This window comes from Legionella nautarum (genome assembly GCF_001467895.1).
GTDB classification, from domain to species: domain Bacteria; phylum Pseudomonadota; class Gammaproteobacteria; order Legionellales; family Legionellaceae; genus Tatlockia; species Tatlockia nautarum.
The window spans coordinates 576,117-597,177 of record NZ_LNYO01000013.1 but is presented as its reverse complement, the minus strand read 5'-3'; the positions used below and the strand labels follow the sequence as shown (position 1 = coordinate 597,177).

The window sequence follows — 21,061 nt, the reverse complement described above, 5'->3', positions numbered from 1 at the left end:
AAAAGGCGGGTTTATGAACTATTCTTCACTCATACAGACTTTTAATTTTTATAACCCTTGAGCAGTACACTGCATAACGAAACAGTTAGTTTTTCCTACTTGAATTCGCAGCAATTGGCAAATCTCTGCGGTGTTCTTCATGAAAATATCAAATTATTGGAAACACACTTCAATGTAACCATCAAAGTAAACCATGATGAAGCCACTTTATTTGGCCACAATAATCATTCCCTTAAGCAAGCAAAGCAAGTGCTTAAACAACTCTATCCCCTCATTGATAGACCTATATCGGTTGAATTAATCAACGTTTTATTGACTGAACTGGATAAGGATTCTCGAATTACTATGTCACCCATTAAATTATCCCGAAAAACTATTTTACCCCGCAATAATAAACAAGCCGAGTATTTAACTAGTATTAGTAAACATGATATTGTTTTTGCCGTTGGACCCGCAGGTACCGGTAAAACTTATCTTGCCGTCTCTAAAGCAATAGAAAGTTTTGAAAAAGGTGAGGTTCATCGACTAGTCTTTGTCCGCCCGGCAGTCGAAGCAGGTGAAAAATTAGGCTTTCTACCCGGTGACTTGGTGGAAAAAGTTCTTCCTTATTTACGCCCAATTTATGACGCTTTGTATGAAATGATTGGTTTTAAAGAAACACAAAAATTAATTCAAACCGATGTGATTGAAGTATTACCTCTTGCATTTATGCGCGGTAGAACATTAAATGAAGCCTTTATTATTCTTGATGAAGCACAAAACACAACTATTTTACAAATGAAAATGTTTTTAACTCGTATGGGATTCGGCTCAAAAGCAGTCATTACCGGCGACATGACTCAGGTTGACTTACCCAAAGGAACCGATTCTGGTTTAGCCCATGCGGTTAAACTACTGACCAACATTGATGAAATTAGTATTCATAATTTTACGAGTCGTGAAGTGGTTAGACACCCCTTAGTTTCAAAAATAGTTGACTGCTATGACGATGCAGATGTAAAAAAGGATATAAAATAATGAGCTATCATATTGATTTGCAACATGCTTGTGATGCCCCTATTCCCGTCAGTGATGAATCATTGCAAACTTGGGCTCAATTAGCTCTCCTTGAACATATGGACTCCGCTGAACTCACTTTACGCTTGGTTGATTCGACAGAAATAACGGACTTGAATCATACTTATAGACAACAAAATAAACCTACAAACGTTCTTGCGTTTCCAAGCGAGCTTCCTGATAGCATAGAACTCGATTATCCCCTACTTGGCGATGTAATTATTTGCCCACAAGTTCTCCTACAGGAAAGTCAGGAGCTTGGGAAATCTCTGGAGGAGCACTGGGCACATATTGTTATTCATGGGGTCCTACATTTATTAGGCTATGATCATATTAAGGATAGTGATGCTGAAATTATGCAAGCACTTGAAGTAAAATTACTTTCCAAGCTCGGTTTTGCTAATCCTTACCAAACTGAGGGTGATAATGTTGAGTAAAGAGAAAGAGGAAGAACAAGGTTCGTTGTTCACACGTCTAAGGCAATTTTTACAAGTCGAACCACAAAATAAAGAAGAATTAATTGGCCTTTTACGTGATGCGCACAGTAGGGCGTTAATCGACTCAGAAACTTTAGGAATGATTGAGGGTGTGATTCAATTCACTCAAATGCGAGTGAGGGATATCATGCTACCTAAAAAGCAAATGACTTGCATCTCACAAGACGCTGAACTCAAAGAAGTCATTGAAATTGTCACCAGCTCAGGCCACTCCCGTTTTCCAGTAACAGGAACTCATCGAGATGAAGTCATAGGTATTTTACATGCAAAGGATCTCTTGCGTTTTCAAGCTGAACAAAATTCCGACTTTGATTTACAGGATATTATTCGGCTGACCACCTTTGTCCCTGAAAGTAAGCGTTTAGATCTATTATTAAGTGAATTCCGTAATAATCGTAATCACATGGCTATCGTTGTCGATGAATACGGCGCTGTGAGCGGTTTCGTGACCATTGAAGACATAATTGAGCAAATCATTGGTGATATTGAGGATGAATTTGATATTGATGAAGAAGCTTATATTAAAGCCCATAGTGATCATTATTATATCGTAAAAGCCCACACCCCTATCGAAGAATTCAATGAGCAGTTGCACGCTCATTTTAGCGATGAAAACTATGACACAATTGGTGGCATAGTGATGACTAATTTTGGATATTTACCTAAACGCGGCGAAGTTATTACAATTGATCAATTTGAATTTAAAGTAATTAACGCGGATGCAAGACGGATTAAACTTTTAGCCTGCTACGATAAACGCTTCCAGGCAACTAAATAATAACTTTGAGGACAACAAATTAATGAATAACAGCATCTTGATTGTAGATGATGATATCGAGCTAACTGATCTTTTAACTCAATATCTCGAGCCCGAAGGTTTTGAGGTTATCTGTGTTCATGATGGTGAGTCTGCGATTAAAAAAGCACTCAATCAAAGCTTCGACGCAATTATTCTTGATGTTATGCTTCCTAAACTAAACGGCTTTGAAGTATTAAAAGCAATTCGTGAACACTTAGAAACACCAGTTCTAATGCTCACAGCACGAGGAGATGATATTGATCGAATCGTTGGCCTGGAAATTGGTGCTGATGACTATTTGCCCAAACCCTGTAATCCTCGTGAATTAACTGCAAGGCTACGTGCCATCCTGAGGCGTACTCAGAAAATCCCCACTCAACGACCAATTATTGAACATCAAGGCATTATTGTCGATTGTTCTAAGCGTGTGGCATCGCAAGAAGGAGAAGTTTTAGAATTAACCAATGCTGAATTTAATATTCTTGAAATGTTAATTAAATCACCAGGACAAGCGTTTTCGAAAGAAGAGCTAACCGAATATGCACTAGGTAGAAAATACACGGCCTATGATCGCAGTATTGATGTGCATATTTCAAACCTAAGAAATAAGCTTGGGGATAATCAAGAAGGTGAGCCAATTGTTAAAACGGTTCGTGGATTTGGATATATGTTTAATGCGTAGTTTGTACTGGAAAATTTTTCTTTCATTTTGGTTAGCAACTATCTTAATCATTATCACGACAGCTTGGGTTACCAGTGAAATCGCACAAAAATCCTCTATTCCTGCACGAGAACGCGTTTTCATGGACAGTTATGCCAATGCTGCAGTGGCAACCTTTGAATCAGGTCGACATGAAGCCTTGAGTAAATGGCTTACTCAGATTGGTAATTCACGGCAAATGGATTTGTATTTACTAACCAGTACGGGAGAAATGATCGGTTCTCCTGCCCCACCCGATGTAGTTAAGCAGATAGCTGAGAATCTCGATGAACTAGATGTGGGTCTCCTAAAATTTGGCGATATTATTGTAAGCCACGAAATTCTTTCAACTTCAGGCAAAGCTTATCGACTTGTGGCCGTGAGTGAAAAACCACTTGCCCATTTTGTTGAAATTCCCTGGGCAGGGCTCACCCTACGCATTCTTATTGCCATTATTATCAGCGGTCTTATCTGTTATTTTTTGTCCCTCTATCTTACTCAACCTTTACGCTCATTACGAATGGCAGCCAAATCAATAGCCACAGGGAAATTAAGTACCCGTGTTGGTCGTTTTAAAGGGCATCGGCGCGATGAAATTGCCGAATTAAGTGGCGAATTTGATCGCATGGCGGAACAACTTGAAGCCATCATTAATTCAAAAGAACGCTTATTACAAGATATTTCTCATGAGTTACGCTCCCCTTTAGCACGGTTACAAATTGCAATCGAATTAGGTCGCAACAAGGCAAATCACATCGCAGAAACTGAATTTAGCCGGATGGAAATCGAATGTTTACGTTTAAACACGCTGATTGGTGAAATTCTTGAATTCGCCCGACTTGATAAATTATCAACTCAGCTAAATAAAACCGCAGTTAACTTACCCAATTTACTTAATCGAATTATCGCAGATGCCAATTTTGAGGTGGGCAAAGAAAAACCCGTCGTTGTTTTTCAACAAACTCAGAATTGTGAATTATTTCTTGATGAGCGACTCATTCATCGCGCCATTGAAAACATTATTCGTAACGCCTTACGTTATTCCGCACCCGATCCGCAAATTAGTGTCAGCTTGCACTCCCCTGAATTAAATGCAGAAATTTATATCGATATTGAAGATAATGGCCCAGGTGTTCCCGAAGAACAATTAACTAAAATTTTTAACCCTTTTTACCGCGTAGATAGCTCAAGAGAGAAGAAAACGGGGGGTTATGGCCTTGGTTTATCGATAGCCCAACAAGCGATCAAATTACATCATGGTGATATTCGCGCGTTTAACCGTAAAAATGGCGGTTTATTAGTAAGAATTAGTCTGCCAATACTCGTTAATTTACAATTTGGGCAGTTAGCTCTTAAGAAATAATTTATCCAAAAATCCCTTGATTCTAATGAAGATATTCGCAAAAAATTACTTGAATTCATTGTTAAATTTTCATTATTATTATCAACATTTGATAACCTTGGTAAATAATTAGTGCTTCATCACGCAAGAAGACTGGAAAATGCGAGCAGTACCTTTTTCTTTTTCGGTTTCGCTATCTCGCAACTTCGTTTTGCCCCTTTTTTCATCGCTGCCTTTGCAAAAATTACCTCTTTACTACTTTACCTAGTTGCTTATGGTCTTTGGCTAACAGCTAGCCTGTTTTATCCTGATCATCCCCGACTTCAAAGAGAATGGTATGGATTTGCTCAGTTTAAAAACCAACATCAAATAGCAGCGATTTTAGGAGGTATCGCAATAATATTCAGTGTCTTGGCGTTTATCTTTCCTATGCTTGCCCTACCGGCTAGTTGGCTTTTTGTATTTAGCAATTGTGTTTGGCTAATTGGCGAATACCATAAACAACAAAATCCTTTACCTTATGAAGAAGATTACTCCAGTGAACGACAGAGTATTTATGTTATCTATGCCTCACTTGTTACAACAATGGCTTGTATCACCGCAATAGCAACAACCGTCATCGCTTTTTGGCCTGCCGCAATGGCGGTAACAGTATTGTTGACCTCAATATTTGCAATTCTCATTGGTGCAGCCACCTTCAGATATTGGGCGGAATATACATTTTTTGAACATAATATAGACAAAAAAAAAGGAAGTTATAATACCTTACTTGCTAATGAATTAGCCCCAAGACAGAGAGTACAGCTAGAGCCTACTGAGTCTGCCAGTGCTCGAAATATAGCAAATTATACCCCCATTTTCATTCACCATTCATCTGTCTCTATACCGCCCAATCCCTCGTTAATTGAAAATCCTACGCAGTCTGGTTCATTTAATTACTAGAAATTAAATTATTGACTTGCCGTTCCCATGTAATTGGTTAAAATAAGCCCGGTTTGCGAAACTTTTTATAGAATTAAAAAATTAAATAATAATATCAACAACTTTCTAGCTGCTAGCCACTTGCGGCCTTTGTTTTGTAATTTTAAAAGGATAAAAATAATGGGTAAGATGAGCGAGGGAATCCAGTTAAAAATTCAACAATTACCTAATTCACAAATCCAAGCCTTGCTTGTTGAGCATTTTGTGGAAAATACAAATAAATCTACCGAATTATTTACTAAACAATCGACTAATGATCGTTCAAACCTACCCTCAGAAAAAGAGATAGAGCAAAAACATATTATAAATGTTGTCTTTCGTTATGCACCAACTATGGTCTGTGAAAAGCTTGCTGACTCATTAGTTGCAATGAAAAACTCAACCTTTGTCGATTTTTTTTCTGCAGAAACAGACTCTAAACTTGACAAAACCTTAGTCAGTACAGTGATGAATCATGCTCCTCAACAGGCTAGGCTTAAAATTGCTAAAAAAATTGAAAGCTTACGAGAAGATCAAATAATTAAATTATTATTCTGCAATCCTGCGAATATTAATCATTTTCTTGAATTGATTAATAGCAGTGACAGTGAATCCTCGATTTGTTTAATTGAAGCCTTGGCTAAGGTCGGTCCCAATAAATTATTTTCCTTGCTACAACCTGATGGATTTATCGAGCTTTTCAAAAAGCAACCTTCTCTTTCTCAAGAGTTAGCATTAACTGTCCTTCAATTGCTCGATAGATACTCACGAAAAGAACTACTTAATTTATTTTATGGCTCAACTCAAAATCTTTTTAACCGAAATAACGAGAATAATTTGCTTCATGTTATCTTTAATTCTCAATCTGAAACCGTTATTTCAGCCTTAATAAAAATTTTAACGAAAGTCAGCGTAGAGGATGTAAAAAATTTACTTTCGCAACGCAATGACAGAGCTAAAACACCGATCGAATCTGCTTTTGCGCGCAATGATAATTTGGGTGTAGAAGCCTTTATAATAAGAACATTTCACAATAATGAGCGGCTACGTCCGCTATTTACCCAAGTCTCGTATTCCCATCCTCTGTCCATCATGCAAACTGCAGTGAACGAAAAACGAGTGCGAGCGGTTAGTTGTTACCTTGAGCAACCCGGTGCTCAAAAAGACCATCCAGATTACTCTGGAAAAAATACCATGGGCGAGCTAGCAAAGAAAAAAAATCATAAACAAATGAGAACAGTTTTTGATGCACTGCCGCTTTTAGAACTTGCTAAAAATCCTTCAAGTACTTTTTTAACTAAAGAAATAGAAACCAGAATTAAAGCTAATCCAGATATACTCACTCATCTATGGGAAGGTAATAGAACAGTTTTACATGTTGCTGCAGCCTCAGGTCACACTACTTTGGTAGAAATTTTTCTTAAGCATAAGCTCTTAGCCGATCTCAAAAATGAGCAAGGTCTCACAGCAGTTGATGAAGCCTTAACAAACAATCAACTTCAGACCCTAAAATCGTTTACGGTTCAAATAAATCAATCAATTATTGTTGCTTTTGCTAATGCGCTAGTGAGTACCCGGCTTCCGATAAATAATTACCAAGAACTAGACGAAGTCTTAGACAAAAAAAGACTAATTTCTTTAGCGGAATACTGCATCCAAGAAAATGACTGTTACATTCATTTTCTTACAGAAATCGCAGGTTTGTATTTAATTCAAAAGAAACAACAATCAGAAGACAGTCAAACTGATTTAACCATAGAAAACGCAATTAAAACTTATATTAAAGATCATCTACAACAACTACAAAATTGCAGTCCAACCCAACGTAATGCATTGCAACTTCATTTAATTATTTTAGTTTTTTCACTTCCAACTCAAGAACGTATCAATTTACTGTCATCATTAACACTCACCCAAGAAGAAAAAACCGAGCTCGGATTGGTGTTAGCCCGCGCCTTGGTTCAACCTGCAATTTACCAAAGCCAAGATGGAAGCGATCATTTTAAAAATCATCAACTCATCAAACAATTAATTCCTTATCATTCTAATATATTAGAGAGCATTGCAAATATTCATTTACAAAACTCCGATTTATCTCATTTTCCTGCAGAAACACTGCTAGAATTTGCGAAACTCTGTCGTAAATCTTTAGCTGGTTTTGCAAAACAACGTATTTGCTTAATACTCACTACACTAGCGATCGAACAATTATTACAAACCACACCGATTGATGAAGACCATTTAAATTTATTATTTAAACAATTTACTAAAGAATTTCACACAACTTATAAGGCAGCCTCTTCTTCATCCGAAGCCAATAGCCGCTTGCAACTCGTTTTAAACTTGACAACCCAGCCTCGTCTCAAAACCCTTATTTCTCAACTCACTGAAAAGGCTAAACCTATCCATTTACATTTACAACAGTCGTTAATTCATTCGCTTAAAAATTTAACACTAATACCAGGCAGTCTTTTATCCGAACTAGTCCGAGACTATGCCTGCAGTCCTGAAATATGGATGCGTCCTGAGAATCATCAAGCTTTGAACGAAATCCTTGCTGCATCTCCACCTGCGAATGTAATAGAAATTATTCTAAGCATCCAGGAAAACCTCCATCCCAGACTTGTTGCAAGTTCATTATCCGCAGTTTCTAAATTTGAACCACACAACAATGCCTTAAATACTTGGATTCATCGCCTAGAAAACAAACGCAGACGTCTTGACCTAGAAGCAGAAATTGAAGAAGTCGACCAACTTCATCAGCATGCCTCAGACTTAGCTAACTTGCTGGTGCAAAACCAACATGCAGCCCTTAGAAAATATCTAAGTGATTTAGTGGACGGGCTTCAACAAATTTCTGATAGTTTATTTTATATTCATCTTGATCAAACTGATTTAGCCTGGGAGTCAATAGAACCTCATTTCCTCAATTTAAGCGCTAACCTAGAGGCCGCACAAAATGAATTGCAAGACGAATCCCTCTTCGAAGCTAATGAGAGTCAATTACGTAATCAACTCCAACAATTTGTCTCTTCTGCTACCATCACCGGCTTCAGAGCTAAGGTAGAGGCATTATGTAAAAGCGTGGATAAACAGCAACAAAAAAAACGATACCCCGATCTTGAGAAAACAAATTTACTCTTAAATCAATTAAATCAGCAGATCTTGCGCGGACTTTGGCGAAATCCTCAACGTAATCTGCTACTACCAACATTATTTAATTGGACTTTAAGCGGTGGTTACGGTATTTCAAGCGATGTCTTGTACCACCATATGGCTCAGTTAATCCAAACAACAAAACCTGACGAATGGATTGAAGTAGATGAACAAATTGAGCACATCCTTTCCCAAAAAAATGACTCAATGGCAGTCCTACTTGATTTGCAAATTGCTCTTCTTAATCCACCAGCCTCATTAAATAATTTACTCACTGCACTGTACAGCAATGATGAGGCGCAATTAACCGCCACAATAGGGCTATGTGATATGGCGCAACTGCACGACTTCAAAAATCTGGTGGAGTACGTTCTCCATGCCAAAAGACGAAATATACCAGCAGAACTATTAAGAATTAATCCCACTCTAAGAAATAGCGATGTATCTGACTGGATCCAATACATTCTCACCTCTGTTGATTCCTACACCACTCAAGCCATGTCATTTAAGCTTTTAAAAGCAGGGATTTTTAGACCAAGAACTGCCGGGGATAAACTACAACTTTCCGATGTGCATGCTCAATCAGAAGCTTTCATAGCCATGCTTGAAGAACAAGCGGTTACCCCTCATCCCCAAGCAATCCTTGCACTTATTGCAAGCTATGCACCTGTACTCCGTTCCGATAGAACCCTAGAAAATCGCTTATTTATTTTAAAGCTCGATACACTATTTAAGCAGGCAAAATCTGAAATCATTATCGAAACAACCAATAAACTGCCTCCGGAAACCTTAAAACTTATTCTCAATAATGCTTTGCTTGGCTTAAATTCTGATGATGCTTCCTATAGCCATGCCTGTAAGAGATTACTTAATAATTTATGTGCCCATGCCGAGACTAGTCCAGAATCATTAGGCCATATCAAAGAATATTTAGGTCAACAAGATTTAGATTTGCTGGGTGATGCAAAACTGATTGAAATAGCCAAATCTATTCTCAAAGAAGAGGGCAAAAATAGCTTAGCCAGCTTTACTCTAAATGCTATTTGGATTCAAAGACTTTTAACCAATCCTCAATTTGTAGCTGCTTTAAAATTTTCCTCAGTTGATCCTGCAAAAGTATTGCAACTTCTTATTGAGCGTTACCGCTATTATTCGATGATTTTAAAACAAGATGAGTATGAACATCTTAGTCAATTTCTTAAAGGTGAGACAAAATTTCCTGAAGAAAGTAAGGAATACATGGAAAAACTCAGAGAAGAAATTTTCGCAGACAAATCAAGGAAAAATCATTTATTTAAAAAATTAGAACTATTACTTCAATTTCGTGCCGATGATTGTATTCGAGCCTTGCTCAATCAACTTGAGAACAATTGCCGGGCAATAGAAAAAACCAATCCCGAAGTCTTTAATGCAGCCTATGAAGTTCTTTCTACTCATTACAATAACCGCCTTGCAGGCGCTCGTAACGATGTCTTCGCTCAAATTGCTAATTTCATTATTGACAGTGTTGCGCAAGATAAAGGGGATTATCAACAAGAAAGAAGCACTTTAATTGGCTGGTTAAAAACCTATTTGCCTTACAAAAACTTTGAACAATCTGAGTTAGCTCGCAAGCAACAGCAACAACCTTTTCTTTATGATAAAGAACAACGAAAAATTGGTTTTATCAGCGAAGCAAATTACGCGATGTCTCTAGATACCCCGCCTCGTCCCTTACTAGGAAAAAAGGAAATGACCGTGGGAACACCTCTTTATGACAGAGAACGACGCGTCATTGGGACTTTAACTAACACAGGACAAGTTCAACAAGAGAATTTATTTCAAAAATATACTTCAGCCATGTTAGTTGCAACAGTGCCTCAAGAACACTTAGAAGAGTCGCCTGTAGCGCTGCAATTATTAGTTGGCGATATTTTTTCGGAAAATTCGCTTGATGAAGTCTATGAAAAAGCAGACCCCAGCAAACATGAATGGATCACCCAACAAGTAGATTTACAGCTAGCAACAAGTTCTAAACCCATTCAAGCAGCAAACATGGAGGCCTTGATTGATAAACATTCACCTGAGTCCTTATTTGCGCTTCTCGCTAACATTGAATTATATGAGAATGCTGAGCAACTGTTTGAAATAATTCTTGCTAATCCTGTATTGCGCAGAGAGCTATTTGCTAATCAAGCTCAGCAAAAATACATTTTTGAATTTTTTAAACGCCACGAAAAAAACGGTTTATTATTGGCCAATTTTCTTGCTAATCATAGCGATAAACCATGGTTTAATGAGGGCTTCCAATTATTTGGCATTTATGCAAAACAATCCGCTCAACCTGACTTACTTGTTGGTGCATTAGAGTATCTTAGTCGAATCTTCACTGAAAAAACACTCGCCGAAGACAGCTACAATCGTATTTTAACGACTTTGATTAGCTCTGAAGCTAGCGCCTCGATAATTTGGAAATTTTTCCTCGAAACGACCGGCTTAAAATCGATTCAAAGCATCCAAAACGCAGGGCCTCTGACTTCTTTCTTTTTTAAACATCACTGTACCCCTGCGATTGAAGCACTGAATAGGCAAAATAATTTGACACAAACTGATCAACATCGCCTACTATTACTTATTTTTGCAAATCAACCCGAACAATTGTTTTATCGCAAAGAACTTCGTTTTTCAACAAAAATTGCCTGGTCCAAAGCCGAACTTGAACAAATGAGTATTTTGATTAAACGGCATTTTCAACAGCGTATCAACAATGCAGATAAAGACTTTGAAATAGGTAAGGAAATCCTCGCTGAATTAGTGTTTCGTTGCGCTAACTTTGGTCTTACCTCGCTGTTTTATCATAATGAGCAATTTGATCCCTTCATGGCTACGCAATCTGTAAAACGCTCTTTGTTAAATGCAATTGCTGCAAAACTGTATATACCTAAAGAAATTAAAGAAACAATCAGCGATATTTATTCCACAATAGTAGGCTTGTTTGATCACCAACATGTCCAAAATGTACAAAATTTTAAGTTCTTAGAAGAACATCAAGCTATTATTGATTGGACAGAACTGAACAACCAGGCTTGGGAAGCGAATGAATCAATGACCGAGTTACCCTTGATTAGTGCTTATTTAATCAACTACACAGGAAAACATGAACCTCTTGTTCAATTAATTAAAGATTACATTGCTCACCCACGAATCAAAGAGAGGCCAGGCTATTTAAATAATATTTCGCAAGTTATGGCTAAATTCCCGCAGCGAGATCTCAGCAATTGTATATTTACAGCCCTTGAGGAGCTTATTACTGAGAATCCCAACTCTTTAAATGCAGATCTTTTTAACCATATGGCACAGTTTTACACCAGTAAATTTCCAGAAAAAACGAGGGAACATTTTAGTCCTGAAATTAACTTAATTAATCATTTTGGTCAGCAGCAAAAATATAATTTAGTCTTGCGGGGCTGTGAATTATTAAGCCTTAATGATGGTCAATCTTCAGCAAATGAGCTACTTAAAAAAATTAATAGTGAAGCCAAAGTGGAGTCATTTTTAAGTGAACATCAAACAAGTTGGTATTATCCATTTTTAAAATTTATCTTAAGATTTTGGAATTATGGTTTTAGCACCGAAAATGCCTCTCAAGTCGTCAGCCTTTGTGATCAAAAAAGTGCTTATACTTCCCCTGCGATTATACCAGCTATCATCACTACACCCGCGAAAGGTGGCGAAGAAGTTGTACAAGATACAGTTTTTGCAGAACAAGCATCTAAATTAAGACAGAAATACACTGGGCTTGTAAATAAGGTAAAAGCAGAGGAAGAGATGAAACTAAGAAGAGAGGCGGTGAGAGATGCACAAAAAGGCCTAACACAGCCTCTTAACTTTGCTAGTCGCTATCCTGGATATTTTAGTTGTGCCCCCGAACTAACACCGGAGCCAGCATTTATGCCAATTCACAACGAGGCAATGGCCTATTAAGGAAAACAGGTTTTGGCTCTAGCTGTCCGAATTTATCTGGCTCCGTTCGGACTGAGGAGGCGTTTACGCCGTCTCGAAGTCTCACATTAGGATTAGCAAGGCTTCAAAGACAGCCTTATGGATCCGTACAGCCAGAAACTCTCGAAGGAGTCAGTACGAACTGAGGTATCGCCACGAAATTAGACTATTTAGCTCATTGATCGTGTTATATATACCGTTCGCACTGAGGAAGCGCGCAGCGCTGTCTCGAAGTGTCGCCCGCCTTCGTGAGTCTCAGGGCAGGCCTTCAAGAGCCACACAGGACAGGCCCTTCGTGAACCTCAGGCCAAGCCTTCGAGACGCACGCTATGCGTGCTCCTCAGGCTGAACGGGATGAAATTAATGCAAATTCCTTAGATACTCATTTCGTGGGGATGTCTCAAAGCCCAAAAGGTTCATTGTTAGGCTATAAGATCGAATTATAAGCCAGATCCAGCTTAGACTGGCTGCCATCAATTTTGGCTAAATCTATATTTCAGCAAACATATTCAAAACTAGTCTATACCAATAGTAACCAATGGCTTGTAACCCGTGTTGATAATTAGTATAGTTTGCAACCAATCTGGAGTGAAGAATGATCGACTTAATCGGAGCGATGATAAGCAAAGCAAAGGCAGTATTACCTAATGCCTATGCCCCCTACTCAAACTACCATGTTGCAGCTTGTATCTGCTGTGATGATGATAGTTTCTCTACGGGCGTCAACGTTGAAAATGCTTCTTATGGTTTAACTATTTGTGCTGAATCAGCAGCGATATGCCAAATGATTACCGCTGGTAAGAAAAAAATAAAAAGCTTAGTCGTATTAAATGGAACTAACAGTTTATGCCCCCCTTGCGGAGCATGCCGTCAGAGAATAGCTGAATTCTCGACTGCTGAGACGATGATTCATCTTTGCAATCATCACAGCTTGATAAAATCGATCACTATAGATGAACTACTCCCTATCGCCTTTAAATTTAAGCCTTAACTTGGAATAAAAATGAGCAATATCACTAAAACTGCAGCCCATTTAGCAGCAGAAAAAATTAAACAATTATTACCAAATTTTAAACCTACTCTAGGGATAGTACTGGGCTCAGGATTAGGAAGTTTTGCAGAGCAGCTCGAAGATTCGATAAGCATTAATTACGATGAACTACCTGGCTTTCCCAAACCTACAGTACTTGGGCATAGTGGTAAGTTAGTTTTAGGCCATTTATATGGAAAAGGAGTTATCTGTTTACAAGGCCGTGCCCATAGCTATGAAGGAGCTAATTTTGAAACAGTAAAAACCTATGTGCGCTGCTTGCGTTTACTAGGCTGTGAATATTTTTTTGCAACCAATGCCTCTGGTTCATTGCGGGAAGATGTAGGACCTGGCGAATTAATGCTAATTAGTGATCACATTAATTTACAACCAGGCAATCCTTTAGCAGGACCTAATGATGATGAATTTGGTCCACGGTTTGTCCCACTGGATAATGCTTATGATCGGCAGATACGAGAAAAATTATTAGAAATTTCTGACAAAGAAAAAACTACGCTACATCAGGGTGTTTATGTATCAGTACTCGGCCCTAACTTTGAAACAGCGGCTGAAATTCGCGCTTTTCGTATATTAGGTGCTGATGCTGTTGGCATGTCAACTGTACCTGAGGTCTTAGTTGCCAATCATTGTGGTATGAAAGTCGCCGTGATTGCGATAATTACCAATTATGCTACTGGTCTAGCTACAACAAGCCATAGCCACGAAGCCGTATTGCAAATGGCTGCAAGCGCTGCTGATAAACTAAGCAAAATTGTGAACAAATTTATTGCAGATTATATTTAGACCATTCTTTTTTGGCTGTCACTCCGATTCAATTTGGTGACTGAAAAAATAAAGGCTTAGCTATTCTTACTAAGCCTTTTTATGATTGCATCAATTTAAAAATGAGTGACCGACAGCGATTGATACTGAATGAGGATTGTTCAATTGATGAATTTAGAAGAACATTATTTGATGGCCTATGATGAGCTCAAAACCACTTTAGAGTTTTTTAGACCCTCTAATAAGGACCTGATTTCTCTCATTGATCTCACCTTACTCGATGAATCAGCCAGCGATAAGGCTTTATCCACCATTAACCACAAGGCTCATCGCTATCAAGTCGCTGCAATTTGTGTTTTTCCTCAGCACATCAAAAAAATGATTTCTTCACCAGAAATTAAACTTGCTACAGTCGTGAATTTCCCTGAAGGCGATCAACCAACAAAACAAGTCTTAGCTTCTATTGATGAAATTTTGTCAACTCATCGCGTTGGTGAAATTGATTATGTTTTTCCCCATCAAATTTATTTGGAAGGCGAAGAACAATCCGCTTTATCACAATGTCAGCAAGCTTATCAACTTTGCCAGCAAGCGAAGGTGACTTTTAAAGTGATTTTAGAAACAGGGGCGTTGCCTTCTTTAGAGTTCATTTATCAGCTAAGTAAGTCAGTCATCGAGACTGGTTGTGATTTTTTAAAAACTTCGACAGGCAAAATTGCTCAAGGTGCTACGCCTTCCGCAGCTTTTTCGATTCTTAAAGCGATTATTGATTCTAAAGTAAACTGTGGTTTGAAAATCTCTGGTGGAATAAAGAAACCAGAGCAAGCCCTTACGTATACCGCGTTAGCCAAACAAATGTTAGGACGCAATCCCGATAAATCTTGGTTCCGCATTGGAGCCAGCAGTTTGCTTGATGAGCTTGTTAGCTAATTAGATTACTATCGCTAACCACATCACCAAACCATACCAACTATTAGTCAAAAAAGCGCGAAAACAATTCTCTCGCTCCCGCTTCGCAATCAGTTTTTGTTGATACAATAAAATACCAGCAGCGATACCCCAGCCAACAAAAAAGTCTAAAGAAAAATTCAATTCCCAAGCAAGCACCAGCCAAAGTACATGGGAAACTACCTGAAAAGAACCAATAATCAACTTGTCGTAACTGGCAAACAATATTGCCGTAGATTTCACCCCAATCTGCAAATCATCGTCCCGATCAACCATGGCATATTGTGTATCGTAGGCAACTATCCATAAAAAATTAATAAGTAATAAATAAATGAGCCTAGGGTTATACATTTCATTGGCACAAGCAAAAACCATAGGAATCCCTAAAGAAAAAGCGGCTCCCAATACAAATTGCGGTCCTTGAATAAACCGTTTACAAAAGGGATATAAAATCGTAATAAAAACAGCGACTAAAGCATAATAAAAGCAGACTTTAGGTAATTGAATTAGAATTATAAAAGAACATAATAATAGAAAAATAAGTAAACCCAAGGCTGGAATAAGTCCAATTTGGCCTGCAGCTAAAGGCCGACTTTTTGTTCGTTTTACATGTGCATCGATATGGCGATCGGCAATGTCATTCACCACACATCCAGCCGATCGCATCAATAGGGTACCTAAAAAAAACAAGAAAACAATTGAAACCGGCGGACTACCTTGATAAGCAATCCATAAAGCCCAGGCAATAGGCCACCATAATAACAAGATACCTACTGGTTTATGAAGCCGCATTAATTTTAAATAATTAATCCAATTCACTTTAATATTCTCATAAGCCCTGGAAGCAAGATTTCTACAAGATAAAAACTTGAGAGATCATCAATAGTAAAAACAGACAATCTAGTCCAAACTTGCTCATTTTTATTCATCAGTAACGGCGAAAGCCAATGATATTCTATACAGTTTTCATTAATTGAGTAGTTGAGCAGTTGAGTTCGTTTAATCTTGGGCTCATTAAAAATGATAACGCCTAAAGATTCCTGTGTTAATCGATTAAAAAAATGCCTATTTTCCCGGTAACTATGCTCTGGGACAATAGTGCGGGCAAACCAACAAGGTATTTGCTGTGAAAACATTAGTATGTTTCTATGCATAACAACTTCCGTTGACAATCCCAAAGTGAATTTATCCCACCAACTGGGCAAAGTCCAATGTTGTGCAAGCACTTCAAGCTGAGCATCACCAGTCTGTGATCTGAGTTTATCTGTGAGAGAATTCTGATGACAAAGCCAGGGTATTAACTCATTGGGTGGAAGATTGTCACTTTGCAATAGCTGGGTAGTTTTAATAAACATAAGTAAATAAAAAGCATGAATTTAACTGCATAATTATATCAGCAGTACCAAGAAAGCACTAATTAGGCTTTAAATAATTGTCTTGCTTCTGAGCGGCTACTCGTCCCAAACGGTTAATCACTAATTTGACAGTGTTTCCCTCATTATTACGTAGAATAAAATGCCCATTACTTGCTGAATGGCTTAGTGTTGATGAAAATAATAGATAATTATTCGAACGAAACCCTACCCAGCTAACCTGTACTTTCAATTTCTGCCAATTCCATTGGTGAATTATTTCATCCGTTTCAGCATATTGATGATTTTTGTTATCAATAAACAATATCATTCCATCAGACCAATTATCTGAACTCGGTAAAGGGGTTAAAACAAGAGGTACATGCTTCAATAAGGCCATATTTCTTGCGAAACGAATAGCAATGCCGATTTCATTTTCAAGTAGTTTTAATTGATTTTTTCCATAGAGCGAAAAACCTAAAGGTATGCATAAGGCGAACACAATGCCTATTATCATTAGACCTGCCAATAACTCAATCAAAGTTAGACCATAATTCCTGATCATTTTTTTCTAATCACTCCTCCCTGTTTTTTTACGATTTTGGACGAAAATAAAACTTAAAAAAGATCTTTCCTGCTCTAGGTTTCCATTAACACTTTTTTCACCGCCATCAAATCAATAAAAGCCTTTTTCTTATCCACAGGATTACGCAATAAATAAGCTGGATGATAACTGACTAAAAAAGGTGTATTTTTATAACGATGAACCGTTTTACGTAACTGGTTAAGTGGCAGGTTTTTTTTAAGTAAAAACTGGCCCGCAAAACGGCCTAAGGCAAGGATTAAGCTGGGGGCGATATAATCAATCTGCTGCGCAAGGTATGAGCTACATTGCTCGATTTCATCAATTGCGGGATCTCGATTATTCGGTGGCCGGCATTTTAAAACATTCGCAATATAAACATCCTCTTCACTCATCGCGATACTTTGTAGCATTTGGTTGAGTAAACTGCCGGCCTTTCCAACAAAAGGCATGCCTTGCTTATCCTCATAAAATCCAGGTGCTTCACCGATAATCATTAATTTTGCTTTTGAATTTCCACGAGAAAAAACAGTTTGCGTGCGTGTCTTGTGTAAAGGACAGCGAGTACAAGCTGCAACCTCTCTTTCAAGTACCCCTAGATAATTTTTGCAAGCAGGGGTTTCCTGGCGCAAGATCCAGCTTTCTATTCCCATGGTCTGCAGATAGTATCGATTTAATTCTTCTGGCATATGCGAGAACTTTTCCCTGAAAAAATAAATTAGCCTAACCCTGACTTTGTACTAAAGGCTAAGATTTGCTTTAATTAATGGTTGATAATAAATCCTGTACAACTGTTGTTGGTTCAGGCGCAGAAGTGATCGAACGCCCTACTACCAAAAAGTCACTGCCTAATTCAAGCGCTTGAGCAGGGGTCATTATACGCGTTTGATCATTGGCCTGATCACCTGGAAGCCTAATCCCGGGAGTAATTGTAAGAAATGTGGGTCCGAAGGCTTTTTTAATCATAGGCACTTCAAAAGCAGAACAAACCACTCCATCAAGCTCTGCTTCATGAGCTAAGTTAGCTAATCGTTTAACCTGTTCATCCAACGAAGCATTACAGCCAATTGCTGGCAAATCATTTGCTCCCATAGAAGTTAGTAAAGTAACAGCGATTAATAAGGGGCGCTTCTCACCATAAGGCTCGATTGCTTTTTTTGCGGCTTGCATCATTTTTAAACCACCTGAGGCATGAACATTAATCATCCAAACCCCAAGTTCAGCACAAGCCTTACAAGCATGAGCAACCGTATTAGGAATATCATGAAACTTTAAATCTAGAAAGATCTTGAATCCCTTATCAACCAAATTGCGCACAAAATCAGCACCAAACAAGGTAAACATTTCACTACCAACTTTTATCGCACATTGGTCAGGATTTAATTTCTCCACTAAATTAAGCGCATCTCGTTGATTAGCAAAATCAAGCGCGACAATCAGTTTCAAACCCACCTAAGCTCCTACTAACTCATTAACTAATGATTTTTTTACCGCATTCGCTACAGTTTGTTGTTCTTCCAAGCTCATATAGGGATGCATAGGAAGGCTGACAACATGTTTAGATGCTTTTTCTGCAAAAGGAAAATCACCCACTTGATAGCCAAGATACTTCAGTGCCTGCTGCTGATGGATAGCAACAGGATAATGAGTCGCTGTGGGGATGCCTAAATCCTGCATATTTTTCTGAAATTCATCACGGTTTGGAACTTCAATCGTATACTGTGCATAAGCACTGACATTCCCAGGCATCACGACTGGCGTTCTCACTAAACCAGATAGAAGCTCTTGGTATCGTTGAGCCACTTTTTGACGCATAATCATTTCATCAGGGAACAATTTTAGTTTTTCAATAAGAATTGCTGCTTGTATTGTATCCATACGACCATTAATACCTATACGGCGATGGCAATAACGTACATTTTGTCCATGATTACGAATTTCAATTAATTTTTCCGCCAAAATGTCATCATCGGTAAAACAGGCACCAGAGTCACCATAGCCACCCAGTGGTTTAGAGGGGAAAAAACTAGTACAACCTATCGTGGATAATGCACCTGAATAGACTCCATTATAAGTCGCACCAAAACTTTGTGCTGCATCTTCAATAACAGGTAATCCGTATTTTTGGGCAATGCGATTTATTATTTCCATATCAGCACATTGGCCATAGAGACTAACAGGCATAATTGCCTTTGTCTTTGGGGTAATCGCCGCTTCAATTTTGCTCACATCGATGTTGTAGCTTATAGGATCAATGTCTACAAAGACAGGTTTGGCTTGGCATAAAGCAATAACTTCAGCTGAGGCAAAAAAACTAAATGGTGTTGTTATGACTTCGTCACCTGGTTCAATATCCAATGCAAGAAGTGCCATAAGCAATGCATCAGTACCACTTGAATTCACGATGACATGTCTTACCCCTAGAAACTCAGCCAACTGAAGTTCGAGTTTTCCTATTTCTGGCCCCATAATATACTGGCCATGCTCCAATACTGTTTGGATGCTGCGTAAAATATCTTTTTCAATTAACTTATATTGTTTTTTAAGATCAATAAATTGCATAATTTTCTCAACATAAAGAATACAGGTCTAAAGCCATATTGGTGCTAAAGTCAGCTGAGTTAACCTCCATCAGCATAATCCCTCAAAGAAACTTAACACCAGTATCTAGTCCCCTTCCAATCCATGAACAGGCTTCATTCTACCCCACTGTTTACAACTTGGGCAATGCCAGTGCAAATGTTTACCTCCAAATCCACAATGCCCGCAACGGTAAATAGGCTTATTATCCAGAAATTTGCTGGTTATGTCATATAACATTTGTAGCTTATCTTTCACTTTGCCGTGTGCTGTTTCAAGGTGCCAAAAAATTAACCGATTCAATCCTCTAATAGATGGATGAGTACTCAGTTTTTCTGATACAAAATCGATGGCAATATCCATATTTTTTTCGCGGCGTAAAAATTCTCCGATCACAAAAATCGTTGATGCTCTTGGATGGTCAATCAAGGTTTGTCGGAGATAATCAACACACTCATCCATTGCATCTAACTCACGATAACAAAGTACTAATGGCTCAATAATTTCACTGAAAAACTCAGGATCTTGCTGAGGCACTCGTTTTAGCGAACGAATTGCCTGCTTATAACGCCCATGCTGTATATCCAAAGTTGCTTGCATAAGACTGGCGCGCACAGACATTTTATCAACTTGTAAAGCCTGTTTGGTTGCATGTTGAGCTTTATCAATAGCATTATTCTTCAGGGCATGACTTGCAATTTCACAATGATAATGTGCAGCCTGAATATGCATACTTTGACCGGCGGATAATTCTAATTTTCTTGAAATATCTAAGGCTTTTTCCCAAGCTTTTTCTTGCTGATAAATCGCTAACAAACCTTGCAAGCTGCAAGATTCACTACCACCGCCTAACTCTACTACTTCTAAGAAAATTCGCTCCGCACGATCAAACACACCGGCGCTCATATAATCTTGGCCTAAGGCCATTAAAGCTTCTTTACGTTCTCTCAGGCTTAATTGGGGTCTAGCAATCAAATTTTGATGTATTCTTATTGCTCGATCTACTTCACCGCGGCGGCGAAATAATGAGCCTAAGGCGAGATGGGTTTCTACAGTGTCACTATCAACTTCTAATAATTTTATAAAAATATCAACCGCTTTATCTGGCTGTTCATTTAAGAGATAGTTTAAGCCCACAACGTATTCACGAGATAAACGATTGTCAAACTTTTTTTGTTTGCCAGAGTAATTACGGCTAGCAACCCACCAACCAGACCAAGCAGCAGCAGGTAACAATAATGGCCATAAATTAATCATTAAAGCGCTCCAATCTTTAAAGGAGTTCACCGCCGTT

At 38.3% G+C, this 21,061-nt stretch carries 17 protein-coding genes; 10 read left to right on the top strand and 7 right to left on the bottom strand.

Annotation, left to right across the window (positions count from 1 at the left end; genetic code table 11):
* The first annotated feature begins 57 nt into the window (after positions 1-57).
* The 10 genes from Lnau_RS06035 to deoC all read left to right on the top strand — a co-directional run bounded on the left by Lnau_RS06035 (position 58) and on the right by deoC (position 15,234).
* Positions 58-1,017, top strand: coding sequence for a PhoH family protein (locus Lnau_RS06035; protein ID WP_058504237.1), 960 nt, complete (start codon positions 58-60; stop codon positions 1,015-1,017).
* Positions 1,017-1,493, top strand: a complete 477-nt coding sequence (gene ybeY / locus Lnau_RS06030) for an rRNA maturation RNase YbeY (protein WP_058504236.1) — start codon at positions 1,017-1,019, stop codon at positions 1,491-1,493. Before Lnau_RS06035 ends, ybeY begins: the two co-directional genes overlap by 1 nt.
* Positions 1,483-2,331, top strand: coding sequence for an HlyC/CorC family transporter (locus Lnau_RS06025; RefSeq protein ID WP_058504235.1), 849 nt, complete (start codon positions 1,483-1,485; stop codon positions 2,329-2,331). The genes ybeY and Lnau_RS06025 overlap by 11 nt, the downstream gene beginning before the upstream one ends.
* Positions 2,332-2,353: 22 nt before the next feature.
* Positions 2,354-3,034 carry a two-component system response regulator CpxR gene (cpxR, locus tag Lnau_RS06020; RefSeq protein WP_058504234.1) on the top strand — a complete coding sequence of 227 codons (681 nt, stop codon included), beginning with the start codon at positions 2,354-2,356 and terminating at the stop codon, positions 3,032-3,034.
* On the top strand, positions 3,027-4,415 hold the full coding sequence (gene cpxA, locus Lnau_RS06015) for a two-component system sensor histidine kinase CpxA (RefSeq protein ID WP_058504233.1): 1,389 nt from the start codon (positions 3,027-3,029) through the stop codon (positions 4,413-4,415). The genes cpxR and cpxA overlap by 8 nt, the downstream gene beginning before the upstream one ends.
* 111 nt (positions 4,416-4,526) lie before the next feature.
* A complete protein-coding gene (locus Lnau_RS06010; protein ID WP_058504232.1) occupies positions 4,527-5,336 on the top strand; it encodes a hypothetical protein in 810 nt (269 codons plus the stop codon).
* A 159-nt stretch (positions 5,337-5,495) separates the two neighbouring features.
* Positions 5,496-12,473 (top strand): ankyrin repeat domain-containing protein, encoded by a 6,978-nt coding sequence (locus tag Lnau_RS06005; RefSeq protein ID WP_058504231.1) that lies wholly within the window; start codon positions 5,496-5,498, stop codon positions 12,471-12,473.
* Positions 12,474-13,086: 613 nt separating this feature from the next.
* Positions 13,087-13,482 (top strand): cytidine deaminase, encoded by a 396-nt coding sequence (cdd, locus tag Lnau_RS06000; protein WP_058504230.1) that lies wholly within the window; start codon positions 13,087-13,089, stop codon positions 13,480-13,482.
* Positions 13,483-13,494: 12 nt separating this feature from the next.
* Entirely contained in the window at positions 13,495-14,325 is an 831-nt protein-coding gene (locus tag Lnau_RS05995; RefSeq protein ID WP_058504229.1) for a purine-nucleoside phosphorylase, read from the top strand.
* A 147-nt stretch (positions 14,326-14,472) separates the two neighbouring features.
* Positions 14,473-15,234, top strand: a complete 762-nt coding sequence (deoC, locus tag Lnau_RS05990) for a deoxyribose-phosphate aldolase (RefSeq protein WP_065240251.1) — start codon at positions 14,473-14,475, stop codon at positions 15,232-15,234.
* On the opposite strand, the gene ubiA is transcribed toward deoC, so the two are convergent.
* From ubiA to lapB, 7 genes are all read right to left on the bottom strand, one after another.
* The gene (gene ubiA / locus Lnau_RS05985; protein ID WP_083503779.1) at positions 15,235-16,071 is read right to left on the bottom strand and encodes a 4-hydroxybenzoate octaprenyltransferase; all 837 of its coding nucleotides are present in this window, start codon (positions 16,069-16,071) and stop codon (positions 15,235-15,237) included.
* The gene (locus tag Lnau_RS05980; protein ID WP_058504228.1) at positions 16,068-16,607 is read right to left on the bottom strand and encodes a chorismate--pyruvate lyase family protein; all 540 of its coding nucleotides are present in this window, start codon (positions 16,605-16,607) and stop codon (positions 16,068-16,070) included. The genes ubiA and Lnau_RS05980 overlap by 4 nt, the downstream gene beginning before the upstream one ends.
* 58 nt (positions 16,608-16,665) lie before the next feature.
* Positions 16,666-17,169: a GspH/FimT family pseudopilin gene (locus Lnau_RS05975; RefSeq protein ID WP_058504227.1), complete on the bottom strand. Its 504-nt coding sequence runs from the start codon at positions 17,167-17,169 to the stop codon at positions 16,666-16,668.
* Positions 17,170-17,243: 74 nt separating this feature from the next.
* Entirely contained in the window at positions 17,244-17,876 is a 633-nt protein-coding gene (locus Lnau_RS05970; RefSeq protein ID WP_058504226.1) for a uracil-DNA glycosylase, read from the bottom strand.
* Between the two features lie 70 nt (positions 17,877-17,946).
* A complete protein-coding gene (pyrF, locus tag Lnau_RS05965) occupies positions 17,947-18,639 on the bottom strand; it encodes an orotidine-5'-phosphate decarboxylase (RefSeq protein ID WP_058504225.1) in 693 nt (230 codons plus the stop codon).
* Complete coding sequence (locus Lnau_RS05960; RefSeq protein WP_058504224.1) at positions 18,640-19,749, bottom strand: DegT/DnrJ/EryC1/StrS family aminotransferase; 1,110 nt, start codon at positions 19,747-19,749, stop codon at positions 18,640-18,642. It lies immediately after the preceding gene.
* Between the two features lie 105 nt (positions 19,750-19,854).
* Entirely contained in the window at positions 19,855-21,024 is a 1,170-nt protein-coding gene (gene lapB / locus Lnau_RS05955; RefSeq protein WP_058504223.1) for a lipopolysaccharide assembly protein LapB, read from the bottom strand.
* Between the last annotated feature and the right edge of the window lie 37 nt (positions 21,025-21,061).